This window comes from Klebsiella sp. RHBSTW-00484 (assembly GCF_013705725.1).
GTDB lineage: Bacteria > Pseudomonadota > Gammaproteobacteria > Enterobacterales > Enterobacteriaceae > Klebsiella.
The window spans coordinates 61,736-77,178 of sequence record NZ_CP055481.1; the positions used below are offsets into that span (position 1 = coordinate 61,736).

At 58.1% G+C, this 15,443-nt stretch carries 12 protein-coding genes; 5 read left to right on the forward strand and 7 right to left on the reverse strand.

Going from position 1 to position 15,443, the window contains the following annotated elements; all coding sequences use genetic code 11:
- Positions 1-71: 71 nt before the first annotated feature.
- Together selA and selB are read left to right on the forward strand one after the other, a co-directional pair.
- The gene (gene selA, locus HV213_RS00280) at positions 72-1,460 is read left to right on the forward strand and encodes an L-seryl-tRNA(Sec) selenium transferase (protein WP_181484368.1); all 1,389 of its coding nucleotides are present in this window, start codon (positions 72-74) and stop codon (positions 1,458-1,460) included.
- Positions 1,457-3,298, forward strand: coding sequence for a selenocysteine-specific translation elongation factor (gene selB / locus HV213_RS00285; protein WP_181484369.1), 1,842 nt, complete (start codon positions 1,457-1,459; stop codon positions 3,296-3,298). Before selA ends, selB begins: the two co-directional genes overlap by 4 nt.
- A gap of 106 nt (positions 3,299-3,404) precedes the next feature.
- On the opposite strand, the gene phnV is transcribed toward selB, so the two are convergent.
- From phnV to phnR, 7 genes are all read right to left on the reverse strand, one after another.
- Positions 3,405-4,202, reverse strand: a complete 798-nt coding sequence (phnV, locus tag HV213_RS00290) for a 2-aminoethylphosphonate ABC transport system, membrane component PhnV (protein WP_181484370.1) — start codon at positions 4,200-4,202, stop codon at positions 3,405-3,407.
- A 2-nt stretch (positions 4,203-4,204) separates the two neighbouring features.
- Entirely contained in the window at positions 4,205-5,065 is an 861-nt protein-coding gene (gene phnU / locus HV213_RS00295; protein ID WP_181486306.1) for a 2-aminoethylphosphonate ABC transporter permease subunit, read from the reverse strand.
- 2 nt (positions 5,066-5,067) lie between these two features.
- Positions 5,068-6,177: a 2-aminoethylphosphonate ABC transport system ATP-binding subunit PhnT gene (phnT, locus tag HV213_RS00300; protein WP_181484371.1), complete on the reverse strand. Its 1,110-nt coding sequence runs from the start codon at positions 6,175-6,177 to the stop codon at positions 5,068-5,070.
- 5 nt (positions 6,178-6,182) lie between these two features.
- Positions 6,183-7,196, reverse strand: a complete 1,014-nt coding sequence (gene phnS / locus HV213_RS00305) for a 2-aminoethylphosphonate ABC transporter substrate-binding protein (RefSeq protein ID WP_181484372.1) — start codon at positions 7,194-7,196, stop codon at positions 6,183-6,185.
- Between the two features lie 438 nt (positions 7,197-7,634).
- Positions 7,635-8,657, reverse strand: a complete 1,023-nt coding sequence (locus tag HV213_RS00310) for an IS110 family RNA-guided transposase (RefSeq protein WP_181482372.1) — start codon at positions 8,655-8,657, stop codon at positions 7,635-7,637.
- A gap of 490 nt (positions 8,658-9,147) precedes the next feature.
- Complete coding sequence (locus HV213_RS00315; protein WP_181482387.1) at positions 9,148-10,170, reverse strand: IS110 family RNA-guided transposase; 1,023 nt, start codon at positions 10,168-10,170, stop codon at positions 9,148-9,150.
- A 176-nt stretch (positions 10,171-10,346) separates the two neighbouring features.
- Positions 10,347-11,066: a phosphonate utilization transcriptional regulator PhnR gene (gene phnR, locus HV213_RS00320; protein ID WP_181484373.1), complete on the reverse strand. Its 720-nt coding sequence runs from the start codon at positions 11,064-11,066 to the stop codon at positions 10,347-10,349.
- 139 nt (positions 11,067-11,205) lie between these two features.
- Between phnR and phnW the strand changes: the two genes are divergently transcribed.
- The 3 genes from phnW to HV213_RS00335 all read left to right on the forward strand — a co-directional run bounded on the left by phnW (position 11,206) and on the right by HV213_RS00335 (position 15,438).
- On the forward strand, positions 11,206-12,309 hold the full coding sequence (phnW, locus tag HV213_RS00325; protein WP_181484374.1) for a 2-aminoethylphosphonate--pyruvate transaminase: 1,104 nt from the start codon (positions 11,206-11,208) through the stop codon (positions 12,307-12,309).
- Positions 12,310-12,318: 9 nt separating this feature from the next.
- Positions 12,319-13,128: a phosphonoacetaldehyde hydrolase gene (gene phnX, locus HV213_RS00330; RefSeq protein ID WP_181484375.1), complete on the forward strand. Its 810-nt coding sequence runs from the start codon at positions 12,319-12,321 to the stop codon at positions 13,126-13,128.
- A 270-nt stretch (positions 13,129-13,398) separates the two neighbouring features.
- Positions 13,399-15,438, forward strand: a complete 2,040-nt coding sequence (locus tag HV213_RS00335) for a beta-galactosidase (RefSeq protein WP_181484376.1) — start codon at positions 13,399-13,401, stop codon at positions 15,436-15,438.
- The last annotated feature ends 5 nt before the right edge of the window (positions 15,439-15,443 follow it).

A 15,443-nucleotide genomic window follows, 5' to 3' on the forward strand; every position in this document is an offset into this window, starting at 1 on the left:
CAATCACCGCTTATTTGTTGACTCCCTCTCCCGTTGGGAGGGGGGAAAATAACTTACCGCCAGGCCCATTCATGACTACCGAGATTCGTGCGCTTTACACCCGGCTTCCGGCCATCGATCGCCTACTTCGCGAACCCGCATTTTCCACGCTGCTGACGCAATATGGCCACTCCCAGACGGTGACGCTGCTGCGCCAGATGCTGGAAGAAGCAAGAGAGCACATCCGCCAGAGCCAGGCGCTACCCAACTGGAGCGATGACTGGTTGCAGGAAACCACGCGGCGATTAACGCAGACGCAGCAGAGCGCGCTGCGCCCGGTTTTCAATCTGACGGGTACCGTATTGCACACCAATCTGGGCCGTGCCATTCAAGCGGAGGCGGCGGTTGAGGCGGTTGCTCAGGCGATGCGTGCGCCGGTAACGCTGGAATACGATCTCGACGATGCCGGACGCGGTCACCGTGACCGGGCGCTGGCTGAGCTGCTTTGCCGGATAACCGGCGCGGAAGATGCCTGTATCGTCAACAACAACGCGGCTGCGGTGTTGCTGATGCTGGCGGCAACCGCTAACGGCTGCGAGGTGGTGGTATCGCGCGGCGAGCTGGTGGAAATCGGCGGTGCGTTCCGCATTCCCGACGTGATGCGCCAGGCGGGCTGTATCCTGCATGAAGTGGGGACCACCAACCGCACCCACGCCAAAGATTATCGTCAGGCGGTCAATGAAAATACCGGCCTGTTAATGAAGGTGCATACCAGCAACTACAGCATCGAGGGCTTCACGAAAGCTGTCGATGAAACCGAGCTGGCCGAGATAGGCCGCGAGCTGAATATCCCGGTGGTGGTTGACCTTGGCAGCGGATCGCTGGTCGATTTAAGTCACTATGGCCTGCCGAAAGAGCCGATGCCACAAGAGCTGATTGCCGCAGGCGTCAGCCTGGTGAGCTTCTCCGGCGATAAACTGCTGGGTGGCCCGCAGGCAGGGATTATCGTCGGCAAAAAGGCGCTGATTGCGCAATTGCAAAGCCATCCGCTGAAACGTGCTCTGCGGGCGGATAAAATGACCCTCGCGGCGCTGGAAGCCACGCTGCGCCTCTATCTGCATCCGGAAAAGCTGGCCGCCGAGCTGCCGACCTTGCGCCTGCTGACCCGCCAGGCGGATGAGATTCGCCAGCAGGGCGAGCGCGTACTGTCCGTGCTGGCGGCGCATTATGCTGATTTTGACCTGCGGGTTGAGCCATGCCTGTCGCAAATTGGTAGCGGGTCGCTGCCGGTGGACCGTTTACCCAGCGCGGCGCTAACCTTTACCCCGCGCGATGGTCGCGGCAGCCAACTGGAGGCTTTAGCGGCCCGCTGGCGCTTACTCCCCGTGCCGGTGATCGGCAGGGTTTATGACGGTCGCCTGTGGCTTGACCTGCGCTGTCTTGAGGATGAAACCCGGTTTATGGAGATGTTATTAAGATGATTATTGCCACCGCCGGACACGTTGACCACGGCAAAACCACGCTGCTACAGGCGATCACCGGCATCAACGCCGACCGCCTGCCGGAAGAGAAAGCGCGCGGGATGACTATCGATCTGGGCTACGCCTATTGGCCGCAGCCTGACGGACGGGTGCTGGGATTTATCGACGTGCCCGGTCACGAAAAGTTTTTGTCCAACATGCTGGCTGGCGTTGGTGGTATCGATCATGCGCTGCTGGTAGTGGCCTGCGACGATGGCGTGATGGCACAGACGCGCGAGCATCTGGCAATCCTCCAGCTTACGGGAAAGCCGACGCTAACCGTTGCGCTAACCAAAGCGGATCGCGTTGAGGCGGCGCGGGTAGAGGAGGTACGGGCGGAAATCGATGCAGTGCTGGCGGAGTTTGGCTTTACCGATGCCACTTTGTTTGCCACAGCGGCCACGGAAAACCGGGGCATCGCCGAGCTGCGTGAGCATTTGCTTCAGCTCAGTGCGCGGGCGCATCCGCAGCATCAGCGTTTTCGTCTGGCTCTCGACCGCGCGTTTACCGTCAAAGGCGCGGGGCTGGTGGTCACCGGGACGGCGCTATCCGGAGAAGTGAACGTTGGCGATACGCTGTGGCTGACCGGAGTGGATAAGCCAATGCGCGTTCGCGGTCTGCACGCGCAGAATCAGCCGGTCGAACAAGCGTGGGCCGGTCAACGCATCGCTCTGAATATCGCTGGCGATGCGCAAAAAGAGGCGCTGAATCGCGGCGACTGGCTGCTCTCGGTACCACCGCCGGAAGCGTCCGAACGCGTTATTGTCGAACTTCAGTGCCACACGCCGCTGAGCCAGTGGCAGCCGCTGCATATCCATCATGCCGCCAGCCATATTACCGGGCGGGTGTCGCTGCTGGAGGGCGATTTGGCTGAACTAGTGCTGGATACGCCGCTGCGGCTGGCGGATAACGACCGTCTGGTGCTGCGCGATATTTCCGCTCGCTTGACGCTAGCCGGTGCGCGAGTGGTGGCGCTGAATCCACCGCGCCGGGGCAAGCGTAAGCCGGAATATTTACAGTGGCTGCATGCGTTAGCGTCCGCGCAGGACGATGACGTTCAGGCGCTGGATATTCATCTGCAGCGCGATGCGGTTCGCCTTGATGATTTTGCCTGGGCGCGTCAGCTCAGCGACGAGGGCCTGAACGCGCTGATTAGCCGTCCTGACTATCTCCAGGCGGGGAACAGTCTGCTTAGCGCGCCGCTGGCGGCACGCTGGCAGCGGAAGCTGCTCGACGCCCTGGCGCGTTATCACGATCAGCATCGCGATGAGCCGGGTCCGGGCCGCGAACGTCTGCGGCGTATTGCGCTGCCGATGGAAGATGAAGCGCTGGTGCTGCTGCTGATTGAGCAGATGCGCGAAAGCGGTATCGTCCACAGCCATCACGGCTGGCTGCATCTGCCGGAACATAAAGCGGGCTTTACCGACGAGCAGCAGGCCATCTGGCAGCGGGTTGCCGGGCTGTTTGGCGATGAACCCTGGTGGGTGCGCGATCTGGCACGGGAAGCCAACGTCGAGGAGTCACTGATGCGCGCGGTATTACGCCAGGCGGCGCAGCAGGGGATGATTACTGCGATCGTTAAAGATCGCTACTACCGGAACGATCGGATTGTCGAATTCGCCAAAATGATCCGCGAACTGGATCTGGCAAAGGGCTCCACCTGCGCGGCAGATTTCCGCGATACGCTGAACGTCGGGCGCAAGCTGGCAATTCAGATCCTGGAATATTTCGACCGCATCGGCTTTACCCGCCGTCGCGGCAACGATCATATTCTGCGCGATAAAGCTTTGTTTCTTTAAGCATCTTCAGGTGAATCCCGGGTCGCGGCGTAAACGCCTTACCCGGGCTACCAGATCGTAAACGGCTGTGAACCTGTAGCCCGGTCAGCGCCCCCAGGAAATAGCGTTAACGCTGGCTCATTCGGCGAGCGATGCGCTCAAGCTTAATCATCAGCAGTAGCGTCACCCCCACCAGCACAATAGTCAGCGCCGAGCCGTCGGCGATATTGCCGCGGTCGGTCAGGCTGAAAATGGTGACCGGCAGCGTCGTCCATCCCGGCGGGTAGATCATCACCGTCGCGCCCAGCTCCCCCATCGATAGCGACAGGCTCAGCGCCAGCGCGGAGATCATCCACGGCGTCATCAGCGGCAACGTCACGTGGCGCAGGCGATACCATGGCGATGCACCGAGGCTGGAGGCGACGTTTTCGATATCGGCGGAAATCCGCGACAGACCGGTGGAAACGTTGCTGAAGGTAAAGGCGGAAATCAGCACGAAGTGCGCCGCCAGCACAATCCAGAAGGTGCCGTTCATTTGTAGTGGCCCCTGGCTGAAGGCCACCAGAATACCTAAACCCACGGACACCGATGGAATGGCGCTCGGCAAATAGAACATCAGCCCGAGGTATTTTTGCAGCTTCGCGCTGTACTGGCGCAGGGCTAGCGCCGCCCACATGCCGCACAGCAGAGCAAACAGGCTGGCGCAGAAACCGACCATCAGGCTGGAAAAGAGCGAATCCCACGCCGCGCCGCGAAATGCGTTAACGAAGTGCCCGAGGGTAAAGCCGGACGGCAGCAGGCCGTTCCACTGCTGGCTCAGGCTGGACATTAAAATCACCGCCAGCGGCAGAAAAAAGAACCCGGCAAACATCGTTACCGCCAACGCGCCCGCCGCAGTGCGGCCTTTACGCGACCAAATCAACATCGTTAGCTCCTTGCGCCGGTACGCGCGGCGGCCAGCCGGTAGAGCATAAACAGCCCCAGCGACAGCAGAATATTTATTAGCGCAATCATGCAGGCCACGCCGTAATCCGATTCGAGAATGGCTTTGCTGTAGACCATCATCGGCAGGGTATTGACCCCTTTCGCGCCGATAAACAGCACAATGCCGAACTCATTGGTGGTTAGCAGCAGGCACAGGCTGCCGCCTGCCATCAGCGCCGGAAGCGCCGCCGGGAATATCACCTGCGCGATGACCCGCAGTGGATGGGCACCAAGAATGCTCGCCGCTTCGAGCTGGCTTTTATCAATCTGCCGCAGTCCGGCCATCAGCGGGCGCATCACCAGCGGAGTGAAAACGGTGATTTCCGCCAGAATCACCCCCTGAATCGAATAGAGAAAATCGACCGGCGGCAGTTCGAAAGCAAACAGCGACATCAGCGTACCGTTCAACAAGCCCGCCGAACCGTAGATAAAGGTGAATGCGAGAGTGATGAGGAAAGTCGGCAGGGCAATAAAGGTATCAATGACCCGACCGATCAACTGGCTGCCGGGAAACGGAATAAATACCAGAATCAGCGCCAGCACGCTGCCGAGCAGCAGGCAGCCCAGCGTGGCAAAGACCGCGATTTGCAGCGTATTGAGCAATGCGTTAATAAAACGGCGGGACTCCACCACCTGCCAGAAAGTCCCGAGGCTCAGGTGACCGCTGGCATCGCGCAGCGCCTGCTCAGCAATCAGCAGCAGCGGATAGAAAAATAGCGTCGCCAGCACCAGCAGCGGTAGCAGTAGCCACAGAAAGGGCCGCAGATTCAGGGCCGGGCGCGAGCGGGTTAAGGTTTGCGACATCATTACACCTCGATCAGGACTGCATCGTTGGGTTCAAAATAGAGCGCCAGCTTGTCGCCCGCACGCGGCAGCGGGTTCACATGAGTCATCACGATGCGCACGGTTTCCCCCGCCACATCGCACAGCAGATGGGTCAGATCGCCCTGCCAGTGCACCGACGTCAGGGTGGCGTTAAGCCGGTTACTGGTGGCCGTTCGCGGTGCGAGGCTCATATGCTGCGGACGTATGCACAACAGCTTGTTGTTACCGTGCTGGCCGCCGTGGCTGAAAGCGTTAATCAATCCGCCGCCGCAGCTAACGCTGACCAGCCCTGGCCCCACGGTATCTTTCAGCGCCGTCGCCCGCAGGATATTGGCGCGCCCGAGAAACTCAGCGGCAAAACGATTGGGTGGATAGTGGTAAAGCTGATGGGTTTCGCCGTGGGCAATTAGCGAACCGTCTTTCATGATGCCAATCTTGTCCGCCAGGGTCAGGGCTTCGGTCTGATCGTGGGTGACGTAGAGAATCGTCAGCTCCGGCAGTTCGCGGTGCAGGCGGGCGATTTCCTCCACCATGTTATGGCGGATTTGCGCATCCAGCGCGGAAAGCGGTTCATCGAGCAACAGTACTCGTGGGCGCACGGCGATAGCGCGGGCAATGGCGACGCGTTGCTGCTGGCCGCCTGAGAGCTGATGCGGATAGCGGCTGGCGTAATCCGCCATACCGACGATTTTCAGTGCTTCATTGACCCGCTCGGCGATCAAGGCTTTCGGCTGTTTCTGCGCCCGCAGGCCAAAAGCAACGTTATCTTCCACCTTCATATGCGGGAAAAGGGCGTAGTTTTGCACCACCATCCCGAGGCCGCGTTTATACGGCGGCAGATGAGTGACGTCGGTGTCGCCAATCAAAATTCGACCACTCGCAGGCTGCACAAATCCGGCTATCGCCCGCAGCACCGTGGTTTTCCCGGAGCCGGAGGGGCCAATCAGCGCCAGCACTTCGCCCGGTTCAATGGTCAATGACAGCGGCTTTAGCACCACGTTGCCGTGATAAGAAACGCGCAGCGAGTCGAGAGTAATCCCGGTGGTTCCCGCCAATGATGGGGTGTGAGGGGTAGTCGTTTTCATCAACATCACGCTTACTCGCTGTCCGTCACTTGATGCCAGCGGGCAATATCTGCCGACAGTGAAACCGCAACATCGTCCCAGTTCGGTTCCCAGCTTTTCACGCCGTTAATCGCCGCTTTTGCTGCTTTGAAGTTGGCATCTTCCGGCGCGACATCGCTACGCACCGGCAGCCCCCAGGAGAGCGCGCTGACGCTGGTCTGAGCCGATTTATCGAGCAGGAAATTAATCAACTTTTTGCCGTTTTCGCTGTTCGGACCGTTCTGTACCAGGCCGACGGTGTAGGGCAGCGCCAGCGCGCTGCGTTCGCCTTTGGCATCCGTCGGCCAGAAGATTTGTACGTTCGGGTTACGCGCCATCTGCGACAGGTTCATTTGCAGGTCGCCGTTAGCGATATACAGCTCGCCTTTATTGACCAGCGCGGTCAGCTTGCCGGTCGAAGCCGACGGGCCAACGTTGTTAGCCTGAAGTTTGCCGAGATAGTCGAAACCCGCATCTTTGCTACCGAGGCTGTGGAACGCCTGCAGCATCACGGCAGTGCCGTCGCCCGCCTGGCCCGGCGTGGAGTATTGAAGCTTGTTTTTGAAGCGGTTATCGAGCAGATCTTGCCAGCTGGCCGGGGCGGCTTTCAGCAGCTTGCTGTTGTAGATAAAGGTCAGGTAGTTGTTGACCAGCGGTGAGTAGCGGTCGTGGACGCCGGGGATTTGTTCGCTGCTCTGCGGCTTAAATTCGGCTAACAGCTGCTCTTTGGCGGCGCGCTGAATGAACGGCGGGACCGTCACCAGCACGTCAGCCTGCGGGGTGGTGCGCTCTTTCGCCAGACGCTCGACAATTGCCCCGGAGCCGCCTTCCACATACTGTACTTTGATGCCTGTCGCTTTGGTGAAGGCATCGAACTGATTTTTGTACCAGCTGTTGTCGCCATCGTGCAGGCCGTCAGCGGAATAGACGGTAACCACGCCATCGGCCCAAACCGGGGCGCTGGCGAGGGCGATAGCGGATAGCAGAGCGAGTCGGGAGAGTTTCATCGTGTCAGCCTTTTCGGGTGAGTGAATTAAATGGTCTATACCAGATTGGTTTTCACGCTACCGGGGGTTTATGACAAAACGATGAATAAAGTGTGTCGAAAGGGTTAAAAACAGCAGTGCGTTGCTTTCCCCGGAGGCGGCGCTGACGCGCCTGTCCGTATATGGACACCTCCCGTGATGCAAGCTATTTTTTGTGTGAGTCACCAGGGTAAGTTGCGTTCGTATATCCGGCCTCTCGTTCGGTACCGTCGTACCCGGGCCATGATGTGTTCTGCGCACCTGCTTCCTTTCGGGCTATCGGCTTTGCTTCGCAGGGAGCCTTCGGACAGGCCGGATTTCTCAGGTGCTGGTCTTACCGGTTACTCATCACGCTAAATCGCTTCGCAATCTCACGACAGGGTTACTGCTCTTTTTACTGCATGGCTCACGGGGCGTCGGTTAACCGGCGACCCGTGAGCCATGGTAATCTTCTCCGCGACTCATCACCGCCCACGCTATCCGCACATTCTTGTTCGCCAGCGCCACCGTCGCGATATTCCGGTTCCGTCTTTCCGCCACCGACTGCAGCCACTGGCTCCGCCGGTCTTCTTTGCCTGCACATGTCTTCAGAACTGACCGTGCCCCGTGGATGACCAGCGTACGCAGGTAGCTGTCACCCCGCTTGCTGATATGCCCCAGCTGCTGCTTACCGCCGCTTGAGTGCTGCCGGGGAACCAGCCCCACATAAGCCGCCATCTCCCGACCGTTCTTAAACTGCGTCGCGTCACCCAACAACGCCACCATCGCGCTGGCGGTTATCACGCCGATACCTTCTATTTTCATCAGCCGCTGGATGCAGATATCTTCCCGCGCCGCCTCTGCGAGCCGCCGGTCATGCCCCGCCACCCGGTCATCCAGCATCCGCAGCTCTTCGGCCAGCTCGCACAGCAGGCGCATAAACCGGTCATCCCACTGCTCCTGCTGTGACAGTATCTCCGGCAGCGCCTTACGCAACTGGCTGATGCCGACCGGCAGCACCACGCCGAATTCGCCCAGAAAGCCCCGTATCTCGTTGCACAGCGCCGTGCGGCTTTTTATCACTCTGGCCCGCACGCGATGCTCAGCCTGAAGAGTCTGCTGGCGCTCTGTCTTAACCGCGACGAAGCGCATGGCGGGGCGGCTGATGGCTTCACAGATGGCTTCGGCATCGTTGGCATCATTCTTGTTGCCCCTGAGGTAGGGCTTAACAAACTTCGGGGGAATAATGTGCACGGTATGTCCCATGCGGGTGAGTTCGCGGGCCCAGTAGTGGGATGACGCGCAGGCTTCAATCCCGACGGTGCAGGGAGCCAGCTGAGAGAAATAAGCGTGCATGTGGGCGCGGCGGAGAGATTTCCGCACGACGACATGTTCATGGTGATCCACAGCATGGATCTGAAAGACATTTTTTGCCAGGTCAAGACCGATACGTTTAATATTCATGGTGGACACCTCCTCCTGTGGACTGCAGGTAACACTTCCAGTCTGGCACGTTCTGATGCCGTAAGGTGGGAGGTGTCCATCACATCGGGCTACCAAACCAGCAGGCTGCTCGATCCCGTAGCCCGGTCAGCGCAGTGCCACCGGGAAGCATGGTGCAGAGGATTTCAATGCGGAGGCCGATCCCGGAGGCGGCGCTGACGCACCTGTCCGTATATGGACACCTCCCGTGATGCAAGCTATTTTTTGTGTGAGTCACCAGGGTAAGTTGCGTTCGTATATCCGGCCTCTCGTTCGGTACCGTCGTACCCGGGCCATGATGTGTTCTGCGCACCTGCTTCCTTTCGGGCTATCGGCTTTGCTTCGCAGGGAGCCTTCGGACAGGCCGGATTTCTCAGGTGCTGGTCTTACCGGTTACTCATCACGCTAAATCGCTTCGCAATCTCACGACAGGGTTACTGCTCTTTTTACTGCATGGCTCACGGGGCGTCGGTTAACCGGCGACCCGTGAGCCATGGTAATCTTCTCCGCGACTCATCACCGCCCACGCTATCCGCACATTCTTGTTCGCCAGCGCCACCGTCGCGATATTCCGGTTCCGTCTTTCCGCCACCGACTGCAGCCACTGGCTCCGCCGGTCTTCTTTGCCTGCACATGTCTTCAGAACTGACCGTGCCCCGTGGATGACCAGCGTACGCAGGTAGCTGTCACCCCGCTTGCTGATATGCCCCAGCTGCTGCTTACCGCCGCTTGAGTGCTGCCGGGGAACCAGCCCCACATAAGCCGCCATCTCCCGACCGTTCTTAAACTGCGTCGCGTCACCCAACAACGCCACCATCGCGCTGGCGGTTATCACGCCGATACCTTCTATTTTCATCAGCCGCTGGATGCAGATATCTTCCCGCGCCGCCTCTGCGAGCCGCCGGTCATGCCCCGCCACCCGGTCATCCAGCATCCGCAGCTCTTCGGCCAGCTCGCACAGCAGGCGCATAAACCGGTCATCCCACTGCTCCTGCTGTGACAGTATCTCCGGCAGCGCCTTACGCAACTGGCTGATGCCGACCGGCAGCACCACGCCGAATTCGCCCAGAAAGCCCCGTATCTCGTTGCACAGCGCCGTGCGGCTTTTTATCACTCTGGCCCGCACGCGATGCTCCGCCTGAAGGGTCTGCTGGCGCTCTGTCTTAACCGCGACGAAGCGCATGGCGGGGCGGCTGATGGCTTCACAGATGGCTTCGGCATCGTTGGCATCATTCTTGTTGCCTTTGAGGTAAGGCTTGACGAATTTCGGGGGAATAATGCGCACGGTATGCCCCATGCGGGTGAGTTCGCGGGACCAGTAGTGGGATGATGCGCAGGCTTCAATCCCGATGGTGCAGGGAGCCAGCTGAGAGAAATAAGCGTGCATGTGGGCGCGGCGGAGAGATTTCCGCACGACGACATGTTCATGGTGATCCACAGCATGGATCTGAAAGACATTTTTTGCCAGGTCAAGACCGATACGTTTAATATTCATGGTGGACACCTCCTCCTGTGGACTGCAGGTAACACTTCCAGTCTGGCACGTTCTGATGCCGTAAGGTGGGAGGTGTCCATCACATCGGGCTACGCGATCGTAGACGGCGGTGAACCCGTAGCCCGGGTAAGGCGTAGCCGCGACCCGGGGAAAACCTACGAGCGGAGCCAATAAAATCAATGAGTATCGACTTCAATACGCAGGCTATCGTGACGCCAGTATTCGATGTCGTAATCGAGAATTCGCCCGTGCTGATCGTAGTTGAGGCGGCGCAGCAGCAGTGCCGGACGCCCTTCCATCACTCCCAGCGCTTCGGCGGCCTGCGGCGGCATTGAGGTCGGCCAGAACGACAAATGCATACTGGTATATATCAGGTGGTAATGAGTCTGATAAATCTCGGTCAGGCTGCCGTTAAGGTCGTGGCGTAGCAGCTCCGGAACCCTGGCGGGCAGACAGTGGTTTTCGCAGTAGCAAATTGCCCGCCTGTCGGCGTGGCGCAGGCGGGTAAGCAGGTAAACCTGGTCGAACGGCTGCAATGCCAGCGGGGCCATTACATCCAGCGGTACCGCAGTTAAACGCCCATCCAGCAGCACCGTTTTCGGCTCCCGCCCCTGCTCCAGGCACAGCTTATGGAAGTTGGTATTCTGCGTCGGATCCAGCCACAGACGCTCCGGCGTCACGAACCAGCCACGGCGATCGGCGCGGTAGATAACGCCGCTGGCCTCCAGCTGCGCCAGGCTCTCACGCACCGTGATGCGCGTGGTATTGAACAGTGCACACAGCTCGCGTTCGGACGGCAGCTTATCGCCGCTCTTCAGCGCGCCGTTTTGAATACGCGCCTGAAGCTGCGCCTTGATCAGCAGGTACTGCGGGGTCTCGCCAGAGGGTGATTTCATGTTCGCTCGCGACCAAATTTGATGCGGCCATTATACATAATCAGATGAATTTTTTGTTGCAGCGCCACTTTTCCTTTGACCTTTGCAGGCTACGATCGTCATCATAAAAAACATCTGGTATAGACCAATGGTGATAAAAATGATTGCTCGCAATTACCTGCTGCTGACCCCCGGCCCGCTGACCACTTCCCGTACGGTGAAAGAGGCGATGCTGTTCGATAGCTGTACCTGGGACGACGACTATAATCTCGGCGTGGTCCAGTTCATCCGCCAGCAGCTGGTTGAGCTGGCGACGCCAGCCGACGGCTACACTTCGGTGCTGCTGCAAGGCAGCGGCAGCTACGCGGTCGAAGCGGTGCTCGGCAGCGCTATCGGCCCTCAGGACAAGGTGCTGATTATCAGCAACGGGGCCTACGGCGCACGGATGATCGAGATGGCGGAGCTGATGGGCATTGCTTATCACCCGTACGACTGTGGCGAAGTCTCTCGCCCGGACGTGGTGGCGATCGAGCAGATCCTGCAAACTGACCCGGCGATCGCTCATATCGCCATGGTACACAGCGAAACTACCACCGGAATGCTCAATCCCATCGAAGAAGTCGCGGCCCTGGCAAAACAGTACGGCAAACGCTTTATTGTCGATGCGATGAGCAGCTTCGGCGGTATCCCGATGGATATGGCCAAACTGAATATCGATTACCTGATCAGCTCCGCCAACAAATGCATCCAGGGGGTGCCGGGATTTGCGTTCGTCATCGCCCGGGAAGCTGAACTGGCAACCTGCAAAGGCCGTTCGCGCTCGCTGTCGCTGGACCTCTACGCCCAGTGGCGCTGTATGGAGGATAATCACGGCAAGTGGCGTTTTACCTCGCCGACCCATACCGTGCTGGCCTTCGCCCAGGCGCTGAAGGAACTGGCGGAAGAAGGCGGCGTGAGCGCGCGCCACCAGCGTTACAGCACGAATCAGCGGCGTCTGGTGGCGGGAATGCGCGAGTTAGGTTTCCAGCCTCTGCTCGATGACGGCCTGCATTCGCCGATTATTACCGCGTTTTACTCCCCGAGTGCCCCGCAGTATCGCTTTAAAGATTTCTATCAGCGGCTCAAAGAGCAGGGATTCGTTATCTATCCGGGCAAAGTATCGCAGAGCGACTGCTTCCGCATCGGCAACATTGGTGAAGTGTACGACGCCGACATTACCGCCCTGCTGGCGGCCATCAAAAACGCCATGTACTGGCAACATTAAGGAACCGCCATGAACCGTATTAACGCCGTGATTCTTGACTGGGCAGGCACTACCGTCGACTTTGGCTCCTTCGCCCCAACGCAGATTTTCGTTGAAGCCTTCCGCCAGGCCTTTGATGTGGAAATTACCCTTGGAGAAGCGCGGGTGCCAATGGGCCTCGGCAAATGGCAGCACATTGAAGCGTTGGGAAAACTGCCGGCTGTGGATACTCGTTGGCAGGCGAAGTTTGGTCGCGCGATGACCGCCGCCGATATCGATGCAATTTACGCCGCCTTTATGCCGCTGCAAATCGCCAAAGTCGTCGATTTTTCCGCGCCGATCGCCGGGGTTATCGACACGATTGCCGCGCTTCGGGCTGATGGCGTGAAGATTGGTTCCTGCTCCGGCTACCCGCGTCCGGTGATGGAAAAACTGGTCCCCGCAGCCGCCGCGCAGGGCTATGCGCCAGACTATTGGGTGGCGACCGATGACCTCGCCGCTGGAGGACGTCCCGGTCCGTGGATGGCGTTACAGAACGTGATTGCTTTAGGGATCGATGCGGTTGCCCACTGCGTGAAGGTCGATGATTCCGCGCCGGGAATTACCGAGGGATTAAACGCCGGGATGTGGAGCGTGGGCCTGGCGGTTTCCGGCAACGAGTTCGGTGCCACCTGGGAGGAGTATCAGCAGATGACCGCCGAAGACATTGCCACCCGTCGCGAGCATGCCGTCGGGAAGCTGTACGCTGCTGGTGCCCATTATGTTGTCGATACGCTGGCGGATTTGCCTGGCGTGATTGCCGCCATCAACGCCCGTCTGGCAAACGGCGAACGTCCGTAGACTTCACCATTTTTCCCCGGGCGGCATAAACGCGTCGCCCGGCGGTATCTTGTCACCCTTGCGATAACTCCCCGCTGTTCTCATACCGAAATCCGGCTCTTTTTAGCAAATATGACTATCCTGTAATGCCGATCACACTTTACTGTTGGCAACGGATTTGTTCAGGAAAGACAGCCGGATCATTAAGCTTTTTTCTCCACACCCGGAATATATTAACGCTATTCCAGTCACCAGCATTGGCGAATAACGAAACCACGGAGAAAGCTAAATATGGCAGGTCTTTATTATGGTGTGGCCTATTACGATGAGTACATTCGTGAGGAGCGCCTGGAAAAAGATATCGAGATGATGGTTGCCGCTGGCATTAATGTTGTCAGAATTGCGGAATCCACCTGGAGCACGCTGGAGCCTGAAGAGAATACGTTTAATTTCTACCATATCGATCGCGTGCTCGACGCCATGCACCGCGCGGGCATCTCCGTTATTATCGGCACGCCAACCTACGCCATCCCAGGCTGGCTGGCGCGTAAGCACCCGGATGCGCTGGTCACCACCCCAGGCGGTCATGAAAAATATGGCCGTCGGCAGATTATGGATATCGTTAACCCGCATTTTCTTCAGCATGCCGAAAAGGTTATTCGTGCTCTGCTTAATCATGTTCGCCATCATCCGGCTATTATTGGCTATCAGGTTGATAATGAAACAAAGCATTATGACAATATCGGCGAATATATAGAGACGGCGTTTAAAGCATCATTGAAAAAACAGTTCCCGGATATCCGCCAGATGAACGATGCCTTTGGGCTTGAGTACTGGAGCAATCGCATTGATTGCTGGGAAGATTTTCCTCCGGTCGCCAGTACCATCAACGCCAGTCTCGGCTGCGCTTTTGCCCGCTTTCGTCGGGAGAAGGTCGCGGAGTATCTGGCCTGGCAGGCCGATATCGTGCGGGAATACGCGCGGCCAGAGCAATTTGTTACGCAAAACTTCGATTTTGAATGGCGCGGTTATTCTTTTGGCCTTCAGCCGCAGGTCGATCATTTCTCTGCCGCGCAGGCAATGAGCGTTGTCAGCGTTGACGTTTATCATCCCAGTCAGGATCATCTTAGCGGGCGGGAAATAGCCTTCAGCGGCGATGTGGCGAGAAACCTGAAAAATGGGCGCAATTATTATGTTATGGAGACGCAGGCTCAGGGTTTTGCCAAATGGACGCCGTGGCCCGGTCAATTGCGTCTGCAAGCTTTTAGCCATATCGCCAGCGGCGCCAGCATGGTTTCTTACTGGCACTGGCATTCCATCCACAACTCCTATGAAACCTACTGGAAAGGGCTTATCAGCCATGATTTCGCCCCGGGCCCTACTTACCAGGAGGCGATGACTATCGGTCAGGAGATGGCTCAATTGTCCGGCGTTCTTAACGAACTGCGCGTGGAAAACGATGTCGCGATTCTGGTCAGCAATGATGCGATGGAAGCCATGAACTGGTTCAAACCCGATACTCCGCAGCCCGGGCTGAACAACCACGGTCATTACGTTTACAACGATATCCTGCGACGGTTCTGGGATGCGCTCTATGACAATAATGTCGCGGTGGATATCATCAACACCCTTGACCCGCAGAACAGTCAATACAAGGTCGTGGTTATCCCGGCGCTCTACTGTGCAACCGATGAACAGCTTGAGCGTATCAACCAGTTTGTTGAAAACGGCGGCAAAGTGCTGATTGGCTTTAAGTCCGGATTTTGTGATGAGAATGTCAGGGTGCGCGCTGAAACCCAGCCTGCAATACTGAATAAATGCTGCGGCGTCAGCTACAGCCAGTTCGTCATTCCGGAAAACGTGGGGCTGCGATCTGAAACTGAAGCGCTGGTTTGTGCTCCTGATGAACGCCCGGAAATGTGGATGGAGCTGCTGACGCCGAACACTGAAAAGACCGCCGTTCTGCTGCGTTATGACCACCCTGTCTGGGGAAAATATGCCGCCGCCACGCTGTCTAATTACGGTAAAGGGCAAGCGCTCTATGTTGGCTGTTTACCCTCCGGCAAGGTGATATTTGACCTGTTTAGCGCGCTCTCATCAGATACGCCGCTGGTCTCCTCTACGCCAGAGTATCAGTGGCCGCTGGTTGTTCGCCGCGCCGTAAACAGCCAGGGCGAAGCGGTGCAATTTATTTTCAATTATTGCGCCACGCCTGCAACAATCAGTACTGAGGCCGAAGTGACGGAACCGCTGAGCGGGAAGCGGTATCATCAGGGAGAACGCGTTGAGATTGATGCCTGGGGCATGCGGTTGTTTGTGAAATCACGGTAATTTTC

What these genes read in the sequence shown, in the direction of transcription:
- selA (WP_181484368.1), top strand. Translation starts at nt 72, where the DNA reads ATGACTACCGAGATTCGTGCGCTTTACACCCGGCTTCCGGCCATCGAT.
- selB (WP_181484369.1), top strand. Translation starts at nt 1,457, where the DNA reads ATGATTATTGCCACCGCCGGACACGTTGACCACGGCAAAACCACGCTG.
- phnV (WP_181484370.1), bottom strand. Translation starts at nt 4,202, where the DNA reads ATGTTGATTTGGTCGCGTAAAGGCCGCACTGCGGCGGGCGCGTTGGCG.
- phnU (WP_181486306.1), bottom strand. Translation starts at nt 5,065, where the DNA reads ATGTCGCAAACCTTAACCCGCTCGCGCCCGGCCCTGAATCTGCGGCCC.
- phnT (WP_181484371.1), bottom strand. Translation starts at nt 6,177, where the DNA reads ATGTTGATGAAAACGACTACCCCTCACACCCCATCATTGGCGGGAACC.
- phnS (WP_181484372.1), bottom strand. Translation starts at nt 7,196, where the DNA reads ATGAAACTCTCCCGACTCGCTCTGCTATCCGCTATCGCCCTCGCCAGC.
- HV213_RS00310 (WP_181482372.1), bottom strand. Translation starts at nt 8,657, where the DNA reads ATGAATATTAAACGTATCGGTCTTGACCTGGCAAAAAATGTCTTTCAG.
- HV213_RS00315 (WP_181482387.1), bottom strand. Translation starts at nt 10,170, where the DNA reads ATGAATATTAAACGTATCGGTCTTGACCTGGCAAAAAATGTCTTTCAG.
- phnR (WP_181484373.1), bottom strand. Translation starts at nt 11,066, where the DNA reads ATGAAATCACCCTCTGGCGAGACCCCGCAGTACCTGCTGATCAAGGCG.
- phnW (WP_181484374.1), top strand. Translation starts at nt 11,206, where the DNA reads ATGATTGCTCGCAATTACCTGCTGCTGACCCCCGGCCCGCTGACCACT.
- phnX (WP_181484375.1), top strand. Translation starts at nt 12,319, where the DNA reads ATGAACCGTATTAACGCCGTGATTCTTGACTGGGCAGGCACTACCGTC.
- HV213_RS00335 (WP_181484376.1), top strand. Translation starts at nt 13,399, where the DNA reads ATGGCAGGTCTTTATTATGGTGTGGCCTATTACGATGAGTACATTCGT.